This is a genomic window from Thioclava sp. F28-4 (assembly GCF_002020045.1).
Taxonomy (GTDB): Bacteria; Pseudomonadota; Alphaproteobacteria; order Rhodobacterales; family Rhodobacteraceae; genus Thioclava; species Thioclava sediminum.
In genome coordinates this window covers 1-15,909 of the sequence record NZ_MPZQ01000028.1, presented here as the reverse complement: position 1 = coordinate 15,909, position 15,909 = coordinate 1, and the positions used below count along the sequence as shown (strand labels likewise).

Genomic DNA, 15,909 nt, shown 5'->3' with positions numbered 1-15,909 from the left:
GGCAGCCCCACACGCAAAGAACTCACCTTAGCACGGACCGCAACGACGAAGATGACCCCCATGTTTTGTCCACTCCCTCTCAGATTTAAAGGCAACGCGACAGCAGCACTCTGCCGTCTGGTAGCGCTGCGGCAATGCGGGCCCGTGCCTCCGTATCCTCATCGAGGAAACCCGGAAAGGCGGTTTCCGGCCAGAGAAGCACGTCGAAATCGCCGGGCCGGGTTGAAAGCTCAAGATAGCGCGCGAAGGTCGCCTCGCGGTTCTCGGGAGCCCATTTCTCCTCTTGTGGAATGTTGCCCTGGACGATGCGCAGGTCGACACCGGGTGGCTGTTGTGCATCCGACTGGAGGCGCAGCGTGCCGACAGCCCACATCGTCGCGATTCCGGCCAGCGCCATGAGCGAGATGGTCAATCGTTGCCGCCCGGACGCCATAGCAGCCGCGCCAGGGAGTACCGCGACGAACACGGTGAGAAAGCTTAGCCCATAGCTTCCGACCCAGGCGGCGGTCTGGCGAAGGGCGGCGTAGTCTACAAGTGCGTAACCGGCCAGGTTCCAGGGAAACCCTGTCAGAACGTGACCACGCAACCACTCGGCCACGGTCCAGGAGGTCGCGAACAGGAGGCAGGCCAAGAGACTGCCCATGGCTCCGCGCCGCGCGATTTCGGCAAAAAGCGCAGCGGCAATGGCTGGGAAAATCGCGAGACCTGCGGACAATCCCGCGACCGCCGGAATCGCCATCGTCCCAAACCGCTCGGCCTCGACGTAGAAACTTTCCGCGATCCACCAAATCCCGAAACCGAACTGGCCGAGACCAAACGCCCAGCCGACGAGGAAAGCGCGCCCGAAGGAGAGATCGCGAAGCCCGACAAACAACGCGGAATAGGCAACGGGAACGAGCAGGAGAATCGAAAGAGGCGGGAAAGTCAGAACGGTCATCGCCCCGGCGGCGAAACCAAGCGTCATCCGCGAAAGCAAACGGTGGCGCAGAGCGATGCGGTTCAGAATTTCCGGCTTCACGACTTGATCGAACGCCGCGCGCTGATCCATGGCGCGGCGAGCAAGAGCCCCACGCCACTGACGACAAATACATCGGCCAAGTTGAAGGCAGGCCAATGTGTTGTGCCAATGTAGAAATCGAGAAAGTCTGTTACAGCCCGATACCGCACACGATCGATGACATTGCCCAGGGCTCCGCCAATGATCGCACCGTAGGCAAGCGTTTCCACCGCATTGTCGGCGCGAAACAGCATAACCCCCAGCCAAACACAGATGGCAAGAGCGAAAGCGATGAGGCTCCACCACGGCGCGCCGCCCAACATCCCGAAAGTCACGCCGTCATTACGATAAAAGACGAGGTTGAATCCCGGAAACACGGGAATTCCGGCGCTTAAAGTGACGGCATTCGCAACGACAATGGCTTTGGTGATCTGATCGATCGCGAACGCAGCAAGTGCTGCGAAGACGCCGATCATCGGAGATACCTTGTTTAGTGACATTGCCTCATCCCAACCAGACATCAAGGAACAGCATCAGAACGAGCCCGACTGCGAGACCGAGCGTCGCCCTGTTCTGATGGCCGCTGCGATGGGTTTCGGGGATGATTTCGTGGCTAATGACGTAGAGCATTGCGCCCGCGGCAAAGGCCAGACCCCATGGAAGCAGCGGTTCCGACAGTGTGATGATGCCGGCCCCGAGCAAACCGCCAATCGGCTCGATCATGCCCGTCAGCGCCGCGATGCCCCAGGCGCGCAGCTTCGGATATCCCTCGCCCAGCAGAGATACAGCGACGGCCAATCCTTCGGGCGCATTCTGAAGCCCGATGCCGATGGCGAGCGGCAGACCGCCCTCCATACCTCCGGATCCGAAGCCGACCCCAACCGCAAGGCCTTCGGGGAAGTTGTGGATCGTGATTGCGATGATGAACAGCCAGACCCGCCGCAAAGACGCCGCTTCGGGCCCTTCGCGTCCCGTCTTGAAGTGCTCGTGCGGCAGCTTTTCGTTCATCAGGGCGACAGCCCCCATGCCCAGAAGAATCGAAACGCATACGATGGCCGCAGGCATCGCGCCGTTTTCGAACATCGGCTCCGCCGCATCCAATGCCGGGATGATCAGCGAAAAGAAAGAAGCGGCGAGCATCACACCGGCAGCGAAGCCGAGCGACAGATCGCGTGTGGCCCGAGACGGGATGCGCCCGAACAGCACGGGAACTGCTCCGACTGCTGTGAGCGATCCGGCGGCAAGACTTCCGAGAAAGCCGAGCATTATCGGAGACAGATTTTCCATGGGCGGGCCAGATTATCCTTCGGCGTAGCTCGAAAAGACTTCCGTCGACCCGTCCTTGCGGATGAGGAAGACATCATAGGCCTCGCGGTCGTCTTCTGGCCCCATGCCGGGCGAGCCATAGGGCATCCCCGGAACAGCGAGGCCGACGGCGTCCGGGCGCTCCTCGAGAAGGCGGCGGATGTCAGCGGCCGGTACATGGCCCTCGATCACGTAGCCGTCAATGAGCGCGGTGTGGCAGGAGACCATGCGCTGCGGCACGCCGTTGTCTAGCTTGAAGCGCACGAGAAGCCCGCCGAACATGTCCTGGCCGGTCGGCACAAACCCGTTCTCTTCGAGATGTTTCATCCACGAGAGGCAGCAGCCGCATCCGTTGGTCTTGCGGACGTCGATCGCCGTTGCCTCTGCGAGGGCCTGGGCCGCTGGGAACAGGGCGAGCGTGATGGCAAGAACTTGTGTCATGCGTTTCATGGGTCAGAGCCTTTCGGTTGTCGTTTTGGCAATCTCGCTGCCGAGGTTTTCATTCAGAAGCGCCCGCGCCTCGGCCAGACGCGAGAGCGCGGCGGTATCATCCGCATCGCTCTCGGCCGCTTCGGCGAGCCGGTCGTCAGAGAGGGGGTCAGTCGGGCGCCCATCCACGAGCACCTCATAGTGCAGGTTCGGACCTGTCGCCGTGCCAGTCGCGCCGACGCGGCCGATCACGTCTCCCGCCGCAACGCGTTGGCCTTGTGCCAAGTCTTCCGGCACGGCGCTCAGATGCGCGTAGCGCGTCATGGTGTCGGAGCCGTGCAAGATTTCGACCACGCGACCATATCCGCCGCGCCAGCCGATGAAATTGACCCGCCCCGGTGCCGTCGCTTGAACCGGTGTCCCACGTGCCGCTGCAAAATCGACGCCGGTGTGCATCCGGACGTTGCCAAAGACCGGATGCGTGCGGCGTCCGAACACCGAGCTGAGGCGCGCACCCTCTACCGGCTGTGCGAAGACGCGCAGCACCTCGCCATCGACGTAGATCGTCGCCTGACCGCTGCCGTCGTCCGGCCATACGATCTCGTAAAGCGAACCGCCGATCTCCAGTGCGGCGAAGGCGAGTTCGGGCTGTCCGATCCTGTCCTCTCCGACCCGCGCCTCACGCCAGAGAAGCCTTAGTGTTTCGCCACCGGCCATCTCGCGGCGGAAATCCACGGTCCCACCCAGCATCTGCGCAAGGTCCACGGAAAAACGGGCGGGTATGCCGGCTTCGTCGAGTGCCGCGAAGATCGAGCTGTCGATCATGGCTTCGCCGGCAAGGGTTACGATTTCCGGATCCGGAGCCACGACCTGCGTGGACATCTGCTCGCCGAAAACCACCTCGATCCGAACCCCGTCCTCGACGGCGAGTGAGACGGTGCGGGGGCTGCCGTCCACGGTCGAAGCGACAGTGACCGAGTGCCCCGGCCGCAGCCGTCGCAGATCGTATTCCGCACCAAGCGCGAGGGCAACTTCGGCTCTGTCAGGTGCCGCAAGACCGGCCTCTGACAGCAAGAAATCGAGCGTTTCGCCCGGAGCAATGTCGCGCGACCACGTCGACAGGGGTGGCTCGATCGCTTGCACCGGCCTGTCGGCAAACGCGGCCTGCAGAAGGGGCAGCGGGCTGAGGTCGGGTGCATCGTCTGCCCATGCCGCCGCGGGCAGCGTCACGGGGATGTCAACGTTCTGGGGGGCTTCAGGACCTTGGGGCATCCAGCTACCTGCCTGGGCAAGTTCCGGCGGCACGGGTTCTTTCGACATGGAATCAGAGATGGCGATAGCCGCTCCCGAAACCGTCCCCGCAATTGCGACACAAGCCGCCAAAGTTCTGAGCCTCATGTCGCCCCCTCCATTTCTTCTTCCAGCGCGCGGCGGATCTTCGGCACCGCGAATTCTTTGGGCTCGTGATAGTCGATCATGGTGACGAATCGCCCAGAGGCTGCGAACAGGAAGACGCTCGCGGTGTGGTTCATCGTGTAATCGCCGCTCTCCGCCGGTACTCGCTCGTAGGTGGCGCGGAAGCCGTCCGCGACGCGCGCTATCTGCTCTTCCGGTCCCGTCCAGCCGCGGATCGCCGGATGGAAGTAGCCGACATATTCGGCCATCGTTTCGACAGTGTCGCGCTCGGGATCGACCGTGATGAAAACCACGTTCATCTCGTCGGCCTCGTCTCCCAGATCGTCGAGCCATCCCGAAATGTCAGAAAGCGTGGTCGGGCAGACATCGGGACAGTAGGTGAAGCCGAAGAACGCCATCGTCGGGCGACCGATCAGGGTTTCCGGCCCGACCGCGTTGCCCTCATGATCCGTCAGACGGAAATCCATCTCGGTCAGGGCCACAGGCCGCTGCCCGACAGGTTCGGGTCCACCGGGTCCATCGACCTGCCACCAACCGACGAAGAGCATCAGGGCGACCGCCCCGACACCAGCCGCGCCGTACCCCAGGACCGCCCGTCGCCGCATCAGTCCTCTGGCCCCCGCGCGGCGATTCCGAGGATCGGCACCTTGACCGTCACTTCGCCTCCGTCGTCGAAAAGCAGGGTCAGCGGAAAGGTGTCCCCTTCCGTCATCGGTTCTTGTAGCCGCATCAGCATTGCGTGCAGGCCCCCCGGTTCGAGCGCGACGCTCTCGCCCGGGGCGATCGCGATCTCCCCCGCCGGGCTCATGGAGCTCACACCTTCGGCATTGGTCTTCGTCTCGTGGATTTCGGGCATCATCGCGAGCGGTGTTGTAAGGCCGATCAGCGTCACCGGCTCGTCGCCAGTGTTGCGGATCGTCATGTAAGCGGCCCCGGGACGGTTCATCCCGATGGAGGCGCGGGACCACGCGTTCTCGACGACAACATCCTCGGGTCCGGCCAGCGCGGGCACCGAGAGCCCTCCAAGGGTCAAAAGCGCGGCCAGTGTGCCAGTCAAAATATACTTTTTCATCGTTCTGATCCTGCCCTTTCCATTCAGCTTTGCGCGGCAGCGACTTCGGCGGCCACCAGACGACGCAACTCTGCCTCCCCGAATGGATCGAGCGGCTTGCCGTTCACAAAGAATGTGGGCGTCTGGCGAATTCCCACGGCCTCGACGTCAGCACGATCCTGGTTAAGGATCGCCACGACACCGGGTGCCAGCATTTGCGTGCGCGCGGCTTCGGCATCGAGTCCGGCCGTGGCGGCGATCTGAAGGATCAGGCCAGGCGCCGGGGCACCGTGCGACGCCCATCTCGGCTGTTCCCGCAGAACGGCCTCGAGCACCGGCACGTAAACGTCCTGCATGCGCGCCGCTTCGAGCACGCGGATGGCTTCCTCGGATGCCGCGCCGTGGAAGGGCGTGTAGCGGATCACGACGCGGACAGCTTCCCCATGCTCGGCCATGATGTCCTTCACGATGGGATGAAAGGCGCGACAGGCCTCGCAGGCCGGATCGAAGAATTCGACGATCGTGACGGGCGCATCCGCAGGCCCGAGGATGGGCGAGTAGGGGCGGATCATCGCCTCCGCAAGTTCCGGAGCAACGGGCTCCGCTTCGGCCACTGGGCCGGGGCGGATTGCAAACCAGGTGGCTCCGCCGAAACCGGCGGCGCCGAGGGCAAGAACGGACAGGATCAGGCCGCGTCGATTCATGTTCGTGTGTCCTTCAATGAAAGGGCCGACAGCGCCCCGATCAGCGCGAAGGCGGCGAGCGCCATCAGCGGGATAGGGATGCCGAAGACCAGTTGGTTGTCATCGGTGCAAGAGGGGCCGGTGGCCGTGCAGGGCTGGACGCGTTCGGGAACAAGACCGACGTACAGCCCCATGTGCCAGAGGGCGATTGCGCCGCCGCCAAGCGCCAATGCGATGCCGTAGCGCCCCACGCGGCCGTCCCGCCACCAAAGGCCGAGCCCGAGGACAATGGCCAAGGGGAACATGAAGGCGCGCTGGAACCAGCACAGCACACAGGGCGTCTGCCCCAGCACCTCGCCGACAAAAAGCACGGCAAGCGAGGCGACGAGCGCGATGATCCACGCCAGCCCGAGGGCTGTTTCTCCGGACATACGGTTCATGTCGGTCAGAACCTCTCTTCCAGATCGGCGAGTATCTCTTCGGCGGAGGTGCCGTAGGGCCACGAGTCGGCGAAGCCCGCGTCGGGATCGAAGAGGAACAAATGCGACGTGTGGCCCATCGTGTAACCATCCGGCGCCGCAGCCTCTTCGACGCGTTCAAAGAAGATCGGAAACGTCTCGGATGTGGCGGCGATCTGTTCCGGCGTGCCGGTCAGACCGATGATGCCCGCATCGAACAGCGGGACGTATTCGGCGAGTGCGGCGGGCGTGTCCCGTTCGGGGTCGATGGTGATGAAAATCGGCTGGACCTTGGCGGCATCGTCGCCCAGACCGTCCATCACCGCCGCGACCTCAGATAGGGTCGTCGGGCAGACGTCGGGGCAGTTGGTAAAGCCGAAAAAAACCAGCATCCAGCGCCCCGCAAAGTCCTCCTCGGTTTGAACCATACCCTGGTGGTCCGTCAGTTCGAACTCAGCGAAAAAAGGCGGCTCGGCGTCAGTTCGGGCGCTATCGGCACGATAATCGGACCATAGCAAGAGCCATACGAAGGCAAGCGCTGCCACGCCTGCCAAAACCCAAAGAAACTTCTGTGCCGATGTAAGGGACAATCCTGTTCGCCTGTTTTTGATTCTTATTGCAAGTGCGGATACATCCTCTAGCCGCTAGAGGTTCAAGCACGAAATCATGGTATAGCTTGAACTCACGCGTCTGTGAAACCGACACTTGTTTATTCCGACGGCAAAACCTACACAAACTGTATCTTTTTCATGGAGGCGAAAATGCTCACGATCGGTACTCTGTCAAAGAAGACTGGCACGAAGGTGCAGACCATCCGGTACTACGAACAGATTGGGCTCATGCCCGAACCTGGCAGGACCGAAGGCGGGCAGAGGCGCTACGACAATGCACAGCTCGACCGGCTGTCCTTCATCCGCCATTCGCGACAACTCGGTTTCTCGCTCGATGCGATCCGCGAGCTGCTCGACCTCAGCGACCATCCCAACCGGCCCTGTGATGAGGCTGATGCCATCGCGCGTCGCCAGCTCAAACAGGTGGAGCAGCGCATGGCCCGCCTGAAGGCGCTGCGCACGGAACTGAAACGCATGGTTCACGAATGCAGCGGCGGGCGGACGGGAGATTGCAAGGTGCTTGAGGTGTTGCGGGACCATTCGGAATGCTTGACCGAACACGAGGAAATCGGGGCCTGAAGGAATTCAGCCAACATTCCGGCTGGAACGCAGATCTGCCGCAGAAGTTAATGTGTCGTACAACACAAGCTGGAACCACAAAATGGCCGCTAGACAAGATTCAATGGAGAGACGGACGCTTTGGATCGTTCTGGCGCTCAATATCGGTTTGGCCGTGGCTTTTTTCGCAACAGGCGCCTTCGGCGACTCAAGTGCCCTGATCGCCAACGGGCTCGATAACCTCTCCGACAGCTTCGTCTACGCGATCAGCCTTTTCGCTTTGTCCCGATCCGCCAAATGGAAACGCGGGGCGGCGAACGTTTCCGGCGGGCTGCTGATCCTGTTCGCTGCAGGCATCCTCTACGATGCGTGGCGCCGCTACATCGGTGGGTCAGATCCGCTCGGGACGATCATGATTGCAATGGCCCTGATCGCGGCGGCTATCAACGCAGTCTGCGTTTGGCTGCTCGCTAAGCTCAAAAATCCAAACGTCAATATCCGCGCGGCCAACACCTTCAGTTACAACGATTTCGCCGCGAACCTCGGGATCGTCGTGGCCGGTGGCCTCGTCGCTTGGCTAGGAACCAACTGGCCGGACCTTGTCGTCGGTGTGATCGTCGCCGGGATCGCGGCCTGGGGCGGTATCGACATCCTGCGCGACGCACACGGCGAACACCACAAAGCGGTTCACACGGACAAATAGTTGCGGGAGATTCTTTCTGAAAGAAAGGATTGAAGCTATAGTGACTATAGCAATTAGTCTTGTTCCAAGACGATTCGAGGAGCGACCCGTTGCAGATGATCGACCCCCTACTTGTACCCACCAAACTACTGGATTTTGATGCCGCGCCTCTTGCGCGTCTAATTGAGAACCGCAGCTGGCGCGGCTTATCCGAATACGATCGGATCGGAGCTGCCTATGATTTCGTTCGGAATGAAATCGCGTTCGGATACAATCGAGCTGACGACATCCCCGCATCCGAAGTGCTTTCCGACGGCTATGGGCAGTGCAATACCAAAAGCACGCTCTTGATGGCGCTGCTGCGTGGTGTCGGCATTCGTTGCCGGTTGCATGGGTTTACGATCCACAAAGGCTTGCAGCGCGGTGTTGTCCCTGAGCTGGTGTATCCGCTTGCTCCGCAGGAAATTCTCCACTCATGGGTCGAGATCGAATTTCAAGGTGCCTGGATCAACCTTGAAGGCTTCATCCTGGATGACGCTTTCCTCGATGTCCTGCAAACGTCATTCTCGGACACAGAAAGTCTCTGCGGTTATGGCGCGGGCACGGATTGCCTTGGCGCGCCTCCCGTCGCCTGGAACGGAGAAGATACCTACATTCAGAAAACCGGCATCGTGCAGGATTTCGGCGTGTTTGATACGCCGGACGCCTTCTATTTTTCCCATGAGCAATCCTTTGGATGGCTGCGTGGTGCCCTTTACCGTCATATCATACGCCACTGGATGAATGCGCGCGTTCGTGGTTTCCGCAGCGACCGCCTCAAGACTGACCGACGCGCGACACACGCGCATGAGGAGCCTGCCAATGCCACATGACCACGGGCACGCGCATATCGATCCGGATTCTGGCGATCGGCGGGTTGCCATCGCGATCTGGGCGAACGGGCTTCTTACCGTTGCGCAAATCGTCGGGGGCATATTGTCGGGCAGCCTGGCACTGATCGCCGATGCGCTGCACAACTTTTCCGATATGGCCTCGCTTGTCATTGCCTTTGCCGCACGCAAGATCGCGCGCCGCCCGGCCGATGAGCGCATGACCTTCGGCTATGGCCGGGTCGAAATCGTCGCGGCCCTGATCAACTACACCACCCTCATCGTGATCGGCTTCTATCTGATCTACGAAGGTGGCATGCGCATGATTGATCCACCCGAAGTCATGGGGTGGACCGTCGTCATTCTCGGTGGAATCGCGCTTGTGGTCGACACGCTGACCGCAATGCTGACCTATTCGATGCAGAAGGGGAGCGTGAACATCCGTGCGCTTTTTCTCCACAACCTTTCGGATGCGCTTGCTTCGGTCGCGGTTATCGTCGCTGGGTCGCTGATCATCCTTTACGACATGCGTTGGGTCGATCCTGCCATCACCATCGGCATCGCGACCTACATCCTGTATCTGTCTTTCACTGAAATAGGCGGCCCAATCCGAACCCTGATGCTCGGGAGCCCGCCGGACATCGACAACGAGGCCGTCGTCGAAGCGATGCGGAAAGTCGAAGGCGTCGCCGACGTCCACCACGTCCATCTCTGGCAAATGCAAGAGCACGAGGCTGCGCTCGACTGTCATGTCGTCGTGGCAGCCGAGGGATGGTCGAAGATCGAAGAGATCAAGAGCGCGATCAAGGAGCGGCTGAAGGAAGAATTCGGCATCAGCCATTCCAGCCTCGAATTCGAGCACGAGGATCGCGCTCATCAGAACGCCGATCTCTACGGTCACGGCAACGCAAGTGAAAAGGAGAAGACCAATGTTCAAGGAAACGCTGACCGAGCGTGATGATGTCATCGGGCTCGTCTGCGAAGGCAAGTTGACGGAGACAGAATTCAAGTAAATGCACGCGCTGCTTCATGAGCGTCTTGGAACAACCGATAATCCGGGTCTGGTTCTCGACCTTACAAGTTTCGAGGGCTACGAAGAGCCTTCGGCGATGCTAGAAGATCTGAAGGTCGACACCGCCCACGCGAACGATTTCGGTCGCATAGCGGTTGTCGGAGAACGCAGATGGATGGAATGGGGCGCACGGGTGGTCAACCTATTGACGGGCTCCGAGATGCAGTGGTTCGAATCCAGCGATACCGAGTCCGCAATTGCGTGGGCGCGTGACGGGTAGCCAGCGATTCTGCAAGAAAAGGACTCTGGCCTGGAAATTGACATCACATCAGATGCTTCACGATTAATGGAGGAACGGAACGATCTAAATGTAGTCAGCAACATTTGTCTGCTCGGATGAAACAATCCGATGCAGTTTGATGTCGACTTTAGGCTGCATAATAAGTCCCTACGCGCTGAATTCTTCGAAATTTAACATAAACTTCACTATCGGAACTTGACATCTGTAGCGGGGCTTTCATGGACTCCAAGTCCGAGCAAGCGAAGCTACCGGGATATCTCCCCTTCCAGCACCGCTCGTCCGTGCACCGCCAAGGTTGCTGAAAACCTCTGGCACCCAAACTTGCGGATCACATCGAGTACCCGCGCTTCGTAGGCAGCGTGTCCGATCAAGCGACACAAGTCGGACGCGTGGAACTGGCGGTTCGCAGTTGGTGCGGCTTGCATCTGTCTCAGCAATTCGCGCTCTTTGGGATCCGTTATTGGTCTCGCGGGCGGCTTGACCGCGGGACGAGTTGGAGTTCCCCACGAATTTCGCCATCGGCGCATGAAGCCAAGCAGGAAGCCGGCCGGCACCCTGCCGTTGCCTCGGGACCGGTTGAAGGCAAGGAAGCGATCCCAGATGACCTGGGTGTCGATGTTCCAGCAGGGCAACGTGGCCTTCGCTGCTTTGATGAGCTCCGCCCAACTTGTCTGAAAAACGTTCGAACTCGTGGTGATATCGATCAGCCCTGAGAAGATAGTTTTGTTTTTATTATCTCTAGATAGTGATGTGTCGCCTTCACCTGACACGAGATCATGGGTTTCACTCTCCTCGTCGAAAGCGGAAAACCGAAAGATCCAGGGCGCGAACTTGCCATTCGGCTTCGCCCGCTCGAGCTGCAACTCCGAAGCCTCAAGTTCGCTCAGAAGAACCGCAAGATACTGCCGTGAGACACCCATCTTCTCCGCCAGGGCCGAGAGGGTGAAGGCTGCCGTTCCGCGCGACAAACCGTTGTAGCCATCCTTCCAGGCGATGGCATCGAGGATGAGGGTGGCAAGCTTGTGCGCTGCAACAGAGAGATTTGTCTGCGTGATCCGTCGCAGGATCAGGCCGGTCGTAGGTTCCATGGTCGAGGTCTCCTTGGAGATCCGACGCCATGTCGTGAGACAACAACATTCTTGCCAGCAAAACAACTTTGCTGGTTGCAGGTGTTTTAGCGGTGCGCTAGGAAACTCTTGTTCACGGAGTTTTCTAGCACGGCGTCAGGCTTCACGGTCTGGCGTCGTCTCCTTTTCGGGGGTTTTGCACAGCCTTCCGTGCGGGGTTGTCAGGACGCGCGCGGTAAAAACCGCGCGCAGATTTTGTCAGTAGCGAACTTCTTCAGAACCATAGTTCCCGGCGTGATCACGCCAGTCGACGAAGACGGAACGGTAAAAGTAGCTGCCACATCCATTCGGGATGCTCAGGCCAGATGCGGCTGGCACCTGGCCCACGGTGGATCTTGTCCATCGGTAGTCGCCCTGCACGCCGTAGGACCCCAATCGCGTCGAGTCGCTGCGATTGCAGTCGCCATCTCGGTTTTCGTGCTGGCGATACTGGATGTGATAGACCCGTATGCTGCGCACGAAATCAAAGGCGTCGCCCGAGATGTCGATGTCGGCTTGTTCATCCGCTTGGACGCGGACAAGGGGCATAGGAGTCGATTCCTGCGGTTCGGGCGGATCGCGGAACGTGATGTCATAAAGGCGTTCCATAGGCGACATTGGACTGGGGTCTTTGAACGACACACCCATTGGGCACCGCCAGATTTGTAAGGGCGGCTCGATCGGCCATGGCGTGATCCGCCGAATGAAGACCGCTCTGGCATGCGCGCAGGGCGCAGAGGCAGGCCAACCGCCCGCAAGGCAGAGGAGGATCGCACAATCCACCTGATAGGCCTGAGCCGGAGCTGACGAGGCCATTAGTCCGGATATGCTTATTGCCGTGGCTGTTGCCACGCCGTGGATCACGTGCTTCATGATGCCGACTCCATCTATAATGGTGCAGCGATACGAAACAACATTAATGATAGCAAGGAGATTTGATTGATGGTTGCGTGCGATTGTTCGCTTGTCTAGCTTGATGGCTTCCAAGAACTGACGTCGGTTCTGGCTGCTTCGGCGTCTTGAAAGTGGCCAAAATTGCGGACCTCTTTCATGTTAACTTTCACTCAAATATCTGTAACCAAATACAAATATGGCATTTCAATGCGGCCACGAAAGCGGTCATGGAAGAACAGGCCGCATGAGCCCGTCACACGGCGAGTCGCAGCGCTCATGGTCTCGGGAATGGCAGAACGGAAAACTGTCTCGCCTGGTTCCCCGGCGGGAATCCGGGCGCAGAAGGACGGGGTGGAGCAACGAGCCTATGTTGGGACCGAACATGACCTTGAAGATTTATGTCAGTATCTGATACGATTGAGCATGGATAGGAGAGTCTGATGCCAAACGTCCACCTGACCGAACCGATGCAGAAATATGTGCAGGCGCAGATCGAGTCCGGCGCTTACGCCAATCTGAGCGAAGTCGTGCGCGCCGGCGTGAGGATGCTGATGGAGAAGGACGGCGCGCGGCAGTTCTACGCCCTAAAGGCCGACCTCGAGATGGCAGCCACCCTGGCCGAAAATGGAGACTTCGCCGAGTTCGATGCCCAAGCCTTCGAACCGGATGCGTTTGATCGCTGACCCGCATGACTATTCGGCTTTCCAGTCGGGCCACGTCCGACCTTGAAGAGATCCGTGCCTACACAGTCGAGACCTGGGGGAGGGACCAATGGCTCGTCTATTACCGCCAGTTGGTCACCGCCTTCGAGCGGATCACCGGGGATCCCGACCGGGGTCGGGACAGGAGTCTCTTCGTCCCCGGGATGCGGTCCGTCAACTGCCAGCGTCACGTGATCTTCTACAAGCGTCTCGATGTGGCGGAAGGCGCGGCAGTCATCCTGCGCATCGTGCACCAGCGCCGCAACATGCCCGCGCTCGTCTACTACGAGGATCTCGACGGCGGATAAGCCCATGCGTTTCCTCATTCCAATAGCTCGACTAGTCTTCCATAGTCTTCACTGACCTCGCGCGCCTCCTGAAACGCGCGGGCGCGCTCGGCATCAAGACAGCGGAAGTAGTCCTGGATGTCGGCGATGTAGCCCTCAAAATCAGAACGCAACAGATCGGCATGGGCACGCATGTCTTCTTGCGACTGAGGCAAGAACGGTCGTTCGGGAGGTACGCAATCTGCCGCCGCGGCTATCGGCATGCTTCCAAGCAGGAACGCGAACAGCAACGGTGCGTTGCGCGCAATAAACAAGCGCAGGGCAAAACTCCTTTGCCGCCTTTAAGATTATCATTCTGTCGGCTATCACCGTTATCGGAGCAAGGCGAACTTCGTCAACACGTTATTATTGTCTTGCTATCATTAATGTTGTTTTGTATCGCTCACGGTGTTGCGACCCCGTGGGCCTGATACTGCACCCAGGCAGAACAAGGACCCAAGGGAAGGCCATGATAGAAGAAGCCCCGAATGTGGTTACAGAAGACGGACTGCGCGGCTTGCTCGCCGAGGGCTACCTCATTGAGGTGGTCTGCAAGGAGAGAGCAGAGAAGCGCCATAACAGCTGGTACGGCTCGTGGGTCATCCGCGCCGTCGCCACTGATGGGCGTGACGATAAGATGCTCGTCACCAGCCGAAGCGTCCTCAAGCTCCGCGACTTCAGAACCATCGTTGGCCTTGTCAGTTTCCTGGCCGACATGGGCTGTACGACCGCTAGCATCCCACTTGAAGAAGGTGGCCGCGAGCGCCACGCCGCGCCTCCGGTCAAAGGCAGCTGACCGCGCGACTGCGCTCGTCGTTGCTTTGGGTACAGGCGTTTGTTCCGCGCCCCCGGCCCTGGCCGACGGTTTCATCTTTTCGGTTGGTCCAGACGGCCAATTGATTTCCTCTTCTCAAGAGGCAAACGGGCGCCTTTTTCTCTTCGCAGAACCTCGCGTTCCTGACGCAACGAGCGAGACAGCGATCCCGGCACGATCCGCCGCCCGCGCCACTCCAGAAATCCTCCATGCGATCGAGACCACGGCTCTGCGGTATGCCGGGCATGGTGCGCTGCGTCGCGCAGGGCTTTCAGTCACTGATTGGGCGCTCCTTTACCGGGCCAATATCGAAGTCGAGAGCGCATACAATCCGGCTGCACGTAGCCCTGTCGGTGCCATAGGCCTCGGGCAGCTTATGCCAGATACTGCCCGCGACCTCGGCGTCGACCCACATGACATTGCGCAGAACCTCGACGGATCAGCCCGCTACTTGCTGATGATGCTCGACCAGTTCGGCGAGGGCTCTCTGGCCCTTGCGGCATACAACGCCGGCCCTGAGGCGGTCACACGCCACGGCGGCATCCCCCCTTTTCGAGAAACCCAAGGGCATGTGGCCCGTGTGACTGCCGTGTTTGAGCGGCTCAGAGGAGATCTTTCATGACATCGAGACCTTCGATCGTCGCGCTCGGCGCGATGGCCCTTATCGTGCTGGCGGGTCCAGCGCTTGCGCAGAGCATCGACCTCTCGCCGGTACAGACCCTGCTTCAAGGCATTGTCGATGCGATCACCGGTCCCTTGGGGATCGTGATTGGCACGCTCGCACTGATCGGGGTGTTCCTTTCCTGGCTCTTTGGCATCCTCGACTTCCGTCAGGCGCTGTCGCGTAGCCCTTAATTGTGAGATGAGAGATTCAACGAAATCAACGGCTGTCCTTTGCCCTTAAATATGAGATTTTGCCTTTAATTCCGATATTTTTGCCCTTAAACTTGAGACAGGGTTCACAGACATGTGCAGCAAATATCGATGGATGATTATGGCGAAGACTCCGTTGCAGTTGGCGCTGAAGAGGCGCGCAGGGCCGCGGTGCTGCGCCCGCTTGTTCAAGCATTTCTGAAAGGGACTGGCAGTCTGGAAAGTGGCATCAATGACGCCGTTTGGGAGCTTGGTGTCAGCAGGGCGACGGTCTGGCGTTGGATAAAGCGGCTGGTCGAAGAAGGTGGACGCACCAGCGCGCTGGCTCCGCGGAAACGGGGCCGCCCGACCGGTACGACCTTGATATCCAGCAGGGTCGAAGCGGTGATCGAAGAGCATCTTCGCCGATGTTTCTTGCGCCGGGAACGTCCGAGCCTCTCGCGCGTCGTGACAGAAATCCGCAGCGCGTGCTGGCAGCAGGGCTTGCAACCGCCGACGCGTCGGACGGTTCAGCGTCGTCTGGACGCGATGGATGCCCGCGAAGTTGCGAAGGCACGAGAGGGCGCAAAGGCGGCGCGCCAGAAATTTGCGGCCGTCACAGGCGAGAACAAGGCGAACCAACCACTGGAGGTCGTACAAATCGACCATACGCCCGCGGACATCATTCTTGTCGACAGCTTTGAACGCCAACCAATTGGGCGGCCTTGGGTCACGCTGGCGATCGACATCGCAACGCGGATGGTAACGGGAGTGGACAAGACATGGGGGTCATGCGGCGCGTTTTCTGTTTGCGACGGTCAGCCGACCATCGAGAACTGCGGCC

Annotated in this window: 23 protein-coding genes and 1 pseudogene; 11 read left to right on the top strand and 13 right to left on the bottom strand. The window is 60.0% G+C overall.

Annotated features, from left to right (window positions below):
• Positions 1-97: 97 nt before the first annotated feature.
• From lnt to BMI87_RS21225, 10 genes and pseudogenes are all read right to left on the bottom strand, one after another.
• Positions 98-1,048, bottom strand: a pseudogene (gene lnt / locus BMI87_RS21270) (apolipoprotein N-acyltransferase); the annotation flags it as partial.
• A complete protein-coding gene (gene lspA / locus BMI87_RS21265; RefSeq protein ID WP_018001715.1) occupies positions 1,015-1,473 on the bottom strand; it encodes a signal peptidase II in 459 nt (152 codons plus the stop codon). The gene lspA and the pseudogene lnt, both read right to left, overlap by 34 nt.
• A 28-nt stretch (positions 1,474-1,501) precedes the next feature.
• Positions 1,502-2,284 carry a ZIP family metal transporter gene (locus BMI87_RS21260; protein WP_026155630.1) on the bottom strand — a complete coding sequence of 261 codons (783 nt, stop codon included), beginning with the start codon at positions 2,282-2,284 and terminating at the stop codon, positions 1,502-1,504.
• Positions 2,285-2,296: 12 nt separating this feature from the next.
• Positions 2,297-2,752 (bottom strand): DUF411 domain-containing protein, encoded by a 456-nt coding sequence (locus tag BMI87_RS21255; protein WP_018001717.1) that lies wholly within the window; start codon positions 2,750-2,752, stop codon positions 2,297-2,299.
• Positions 2,753-2,755: 3 nt separating this feature from the next.
• Complete coding sequence (locus BMI87_RS21250) at positions 2,756-4,129, bottom strand: M23 family metallopeptidase (RefSeq protein ID WP_026155631.1); 1,374 nt, start codon at positions 4,127-4,129, stop codon at positions 2,756-2,758.
• On the bottom strand, positions 4,126-4,752 hold the full coding sequence (locus tag BMI87_RS21245) for an SCO family protein (RefSeq protein ID WP_026155632.1): 627 nt from the start codon (positions 4,750-4,752) through the stop codon (positions 4,126-4,128). Before BMI87_RS21245 ends, BMI87_RS21250 begins: the two co-directional genes overlap by 4 nt.
• Positions 4,752-5,219, bottom strand: coding sequence for a copper chaperone PCu(A)C (locus tag BMI87_RS21240; protein ID WP_018001720.1), 468 nt, complete (start codon positions 5,217-5,219; stop codon positions 4,752-4,754). Before BMI87_RS21240 ends, BMI87_RS21245 begins: the two co-directional genes overlap by 1 nt.
• Positions 5,220-5,242: 23 nt before the next feature.
• A complete protein-coding gene (locus BMI87_RS21235) occupies positions 5,243-5,902 on the bottom strand; it encodes a thioredoxin domain-containing protein (RefSeq protein WP_018001721.1) in 660 nt (219 codons plus the stop codon).
• Positions 5,899-6,321 carry a disulfide bond formation protein B gene (locus tag BMI87_RS21230; protein ID WP_018001722.1) on the bottom strand — a complete coding sequence of 141 codons (423 nt, stop codon included), beginning with the start codon at positions 6,319-6,321 and terminating at the stop codon, positions 5,899-5,901. Before BMI87_RS21230 ends, BMI87_RS21235 begins: the two co-directional genes overlap by 4 nt.
• 5 nt (positions 6,322-6,326) lie before the next feature.
• Positions 6,327-6,893, bottom strand: a complete 567-nt coding sequence (locus BMI87_RS21225; RefSeq protein ID WP_026155633.1) for an SCO family protein — start codon at positions 6,891-6,893, stop codon at positions 6,327-6,329.
• Between the two features lie 207 nt (positions 6,894-7,100).
• Here BMI87_RS21225 and BMI87_RS21220 point away from each other — a divergent pair, with 207 nt between their 5' ends.
• The 5 genes from BMI87_RS21220 to BMI87_RS21200 all read left to right on the top strand — a co-directional run bounded on the left by BMI87_RS21220 (position 7,101) and on the right by BMI87_RS21200 (position 10,351).
• Positions 7,101-7,529, top strand: a complete 429-nt coding sequence (locus BMI87_RS21220) for a helix-turn-helix domain-containing protein (protein WP_013959865.1) — start codon at positions 7,101-7,103, stop codon at positions 7,527-7,529.
• 103 nt (positions 7,530-7,632) lie between these two features.
• Positions 7,633-8,211 (top strand): cation transporter, encoded by a 579-nt coding sequence (locus tag BMI87_RS21215; protein ID WP_009573601.1) that lies wholly within the window; start codon positions 7,633-7,635, stop codon positions 8,209-8,211.
• 95 nt (positions 8,212-8,306) lie between these two features.
• Entirely contained in the window at positions 8,307-9,062 is a 756-nt protein-coding gene (locus BMI87_RS21210) for a transglutaminase family protein (protein ID WP_026155634.1), read from the top strand.
• On the top strand, positions 9,052-10,017 hold the full coding sequence (locus BMI87_RS21205) for a cation diffusion facilitator family transporter (RefSeq protein WP_010138164.1): 966 nt from the start codon (positions 9,052-9,054) through the stop codon (positions 10,015-10,017). Before BMI87_RS21210 ends, BMI87_RS21205 begins: the two co-directional genes overlap by 11 nt.
• 55 nt (positions 10,018-10,072) lie before the next feature.
• Positions 10,073-10,351 (top strand): STAS/SEC14 domain-containing protein, encoded by a 279-nt coding sequence (locus BMI87_RS21200; RefSeq protein ID WP_234988885.1) that lies wholly within the window; start codon positions 10,073-10,075, stop codon positions 10,349-10,351.
• 266 nt (positions 10,352-10,617) lie between these two features.
• On the opposite strand, the gene BMI87_RS21195 is transcribed toward BMI87_RS21200, so the two are convergent.
• Positions 10,618-11,460, bottom strand: a complete 843-nt coding sequence (locus BMI87_RS21195) for a hypothetical protein (protein ID WP_008336115.1) — start codon at positions 11,458-11,460, stop codon at positions 10,618-10,620.
• 237 nt (positions 11,461-11,697) lie between these two features.
• Complete coding sequence (locus BMI87_RS21190) at positions 11,698-12,294, bottom strand: hypothetical protein (RefSeq protein WP_102017048.1); 597 nt, start codon at positions 12,292-12,294, stop codon at positions 11,698-11,700.
• A 518-nt stretch (positions 12,295-12,812) separates the two neighbouring features.
• Between BMI87_RS21190 and BMI87_RS21185 the strand changes: the two genes are divergently transcribed.
• Both BMI87_RS21185 and BMI87_RS21180 read left to right on the top strand, forming a co-directional pair.
• Positions 12,813-13,055, top strand: a complete 243-nt coding sequence (locus BMI87_RS21185) for a type II toxin-antitoxin system ParD family antitoxin (RefSeq protein ID WP_008336111.1) — start codon at positions 12,813-12,815, stop codon at positions 13,053-13,055.
• A gap of 5 nt (positions 13,056-13,060) precedes the next feature.
• The gene (locus BMI87_RS21180; RefSeq protein WP_008336095.1) at positions 13,061-13,381 is read left to right on the top strand and encodes a type II toxin-antitoxin system RelE/ParE family toxin; all 321 of its coding nucleotides are present in this window, start codon (positions 13,061-13,063) and stop codon (positions 13,379-13,381) included.
• A gap of 14 nt (positions 13,382-13,395) precedes the next feature.
• Here the strand turns inward: BMI87_RS21180 and BMI87_RS21175 are convergent, their stop codons facing one another.
• Complete coding sequence (locus tag BMI87_RS21175) at positions 13,396-13,623, bottom strand: hypothetical protein (protein WP_040885992.1); 228 nt, start codon at positions 13,621-13,623, stop codon at positions 13,396-13,398.
• A gap of 245 nt (positions 13,624-13,868) precedes the next feature.
• On the opposite strand from BMI87_RS21175, the gene BMI87_RS21170 reads away from it, so the two are divergent.
• The 4 genes from BMI87_RS21170 to BMI87_RS21155 all read left to right on the top strand — a co-directional run.
• Positions 13,869-14,195 carry a hypothetical protein gene (locus tag BMI87_RS21170; protein WP_040885981.1) on the top strand — a complete coding sequence of 109 codons (327 nt, stop codon included), beginning with the start codon at positions 13,869-13,871 and terminating at the stop codon, positions 14,193-14,195.
• Positions 14,152-14,835, top strand: a complete 684-nt coding sequence (locus BMI87_RS21165) for a lytic transglycosylase domain-containing protein (protein ID WP_043872336.1) — start codon at positions 14,152-14,154, stop codon at positions 14,833-14,835. Before BMI87_RS21170 ends, BMI87_RS21165 begins: the two co-directional genes overlap by 44 nt.
• A complete protein-coding gene (locus BMI87_RS21160) occupies positions 14,832-15,068 on the top strand; it encodes a TrbC/VirB2 family protein (protein ID WP_078523466.1) in 237 nt (78 codons plus the stop codon). The genes BMI87_RS21165 and BMI87_RS21160 overlap by 4 nt, the downstream gene beginning before the upstream one ends.
• 129 nt (positions 15,069-15,197) lie before the next feature.
• Positions 15,198-15,909: DNA-binding domain-containing protein (locus BMI87_RS21155; RefSeq protein WP_305798462.1), on the top strand; the 712-nt coding region annotated here is incomplete at its 3' end.

Excerpts from the sequence above, each read along its gene's own strand:
- BMI87_RS21195 (WP_008336115.1), bottom strand. The coding sequence starts at position 11,460 with ATGGAACCTACGACCGGCCTGATCCTGCGACGGATCACGCAGACAAAT.
- BMI87_RS21255 (WP_018001717.1), bottom strand. The coding sequence starts at position 2,752 with ATGAAACGCATGACACAAGTTCTTGCCATCACGCTCGCCCTGTTCCCA.
- BMI87_RS21200 (WP_234988885.1), top strand. The coding sequence starts at position 10,073 with ATGCACGCGCTGCTTCATGAGCGTCTTGGAACAACCGATAATCCGGGT.
- BMI87_RS21250 (WP_026155631.1), bottom strand. The coding sequence starts at position 4,129 with ATGAGGCTCAGAACTTTGGCGGCTTGTGTCGCAATTGCGGGGACGGTT.
- BMI87_RS21180 (WP_008336095.1), top strand. The coding sequence starts at position 13,061 with ATGACTATTCGGCTTTCCAGTCGGGCCACGTCCGACCTTGAAGAGATC.
- BMI87_RS21175 (WP_040885992.1), bottom strand. The coding sequence starts at position 13,623 with ATGCCGATAGCCGCGGCGGCAGATTGCGTACCTCCCGAACGACCGTTC.
- BMI87_RS21240 (WP_018001720.1), bottom strand. The coding sequence starts at position 5,219 with ATGAAAAAGTATATTTTGACTGGCACACTGGCCGCGCTTTTGACCCTT.
- BMI87_RS21215 (WP_009573601.1), top strand. The coding sequence starts at position 7,633 with ATGGAGAGACGGACGCTTTGGATCGTTCTGGCGCTCAATATCGGTTTG.
- BMI87_RS21230 (WP_018001722.1), bottom strand. The coding sequence starts at position 6,321 with ATGAACCGTATGTCCGGAGAAACAGCCCTCGGGCTGGCGTGGATCATC.
- BMI87_RS21220 (WP_013959865.1), top strand. The coding sequence starts at position 7,101 with ATGCTCACGATCGGTACTCTGTCAAAGAAGACTGGCACGAAGGTGCAG.
- BMI87_RS21210 (WP_026155634.1), top strand. The coding sequence starts at position 8,307 with ATGATCGACCCCCTACTTGTACCCACCAAACTACTGGATTTTGATGCC.
- lspA (WP_018001715.1), bottom strand. The coding sequence starts at position 1,473 with ATGATCGGCGTCTTCGCAGCACTTGCTGCGTTCGCGATCGATCAGATC.
- BMI87_RS21160 (WP_078523466.1), top strand. The coding sequence starts at position 14,832 with ATGACATCGAGACCTTCGATCGTCGCGCTCGGCGCGATGGCCCTTATC.
- BMI87_RS21185 (WP_008336111.1), top strand. The coding sequence starts at position 12,813 with ATGCCAAACGTCCACCTGACCGAACCGATGCAGAAATATGTGCAGGCG.
- BMI87_RS21205 (WP_010138164.1), top strand. The coding sequence starts at position 9,052 with ATGCCACATGACCACGGGCACGCGCATATCGATCCGGATTCTGGCGAT.
- BMI87_RS21245 (WP_026155632.1), bottom strand. The coding sequence starts at position 4,752 with ATGCGGCGACGGGCGGTCCTGGGGTACGGCGCGGCTGGTGTCGGGGCG.
- BMI87_RS21190 (WP_102017048.1), bottom strand. The coding sequence starts at position 12,294 with ATGGCCTCGTCAGCTCCGGCTCAGGCCTATCAGGTGGATTGTGCGATC.
- BMI87_RS21260 (WP_026155630.1), bottom strand. The coding sequence starts at position 2,284 with ATGGAAAATCTGTCTCCGATAATGCTCGGCTTTCTCGGAAGTCTTGCC.
- BMI87_RS21235 (WP_018001721.1), bottom strand. The coding sequence starts at position 5,902 with ATGAATCGACGCGGCCTGATCCTGTCCGTTCTTGCCCTCGGCGCCGCC.
- BMI87_RS21170 (WP_040885981.1), top strand. The coding sequence starts at position 13,869 with ATGATAGAAGAAGCCCCGAATGTGGTTACAGAAGACGGACTGCGCGGC.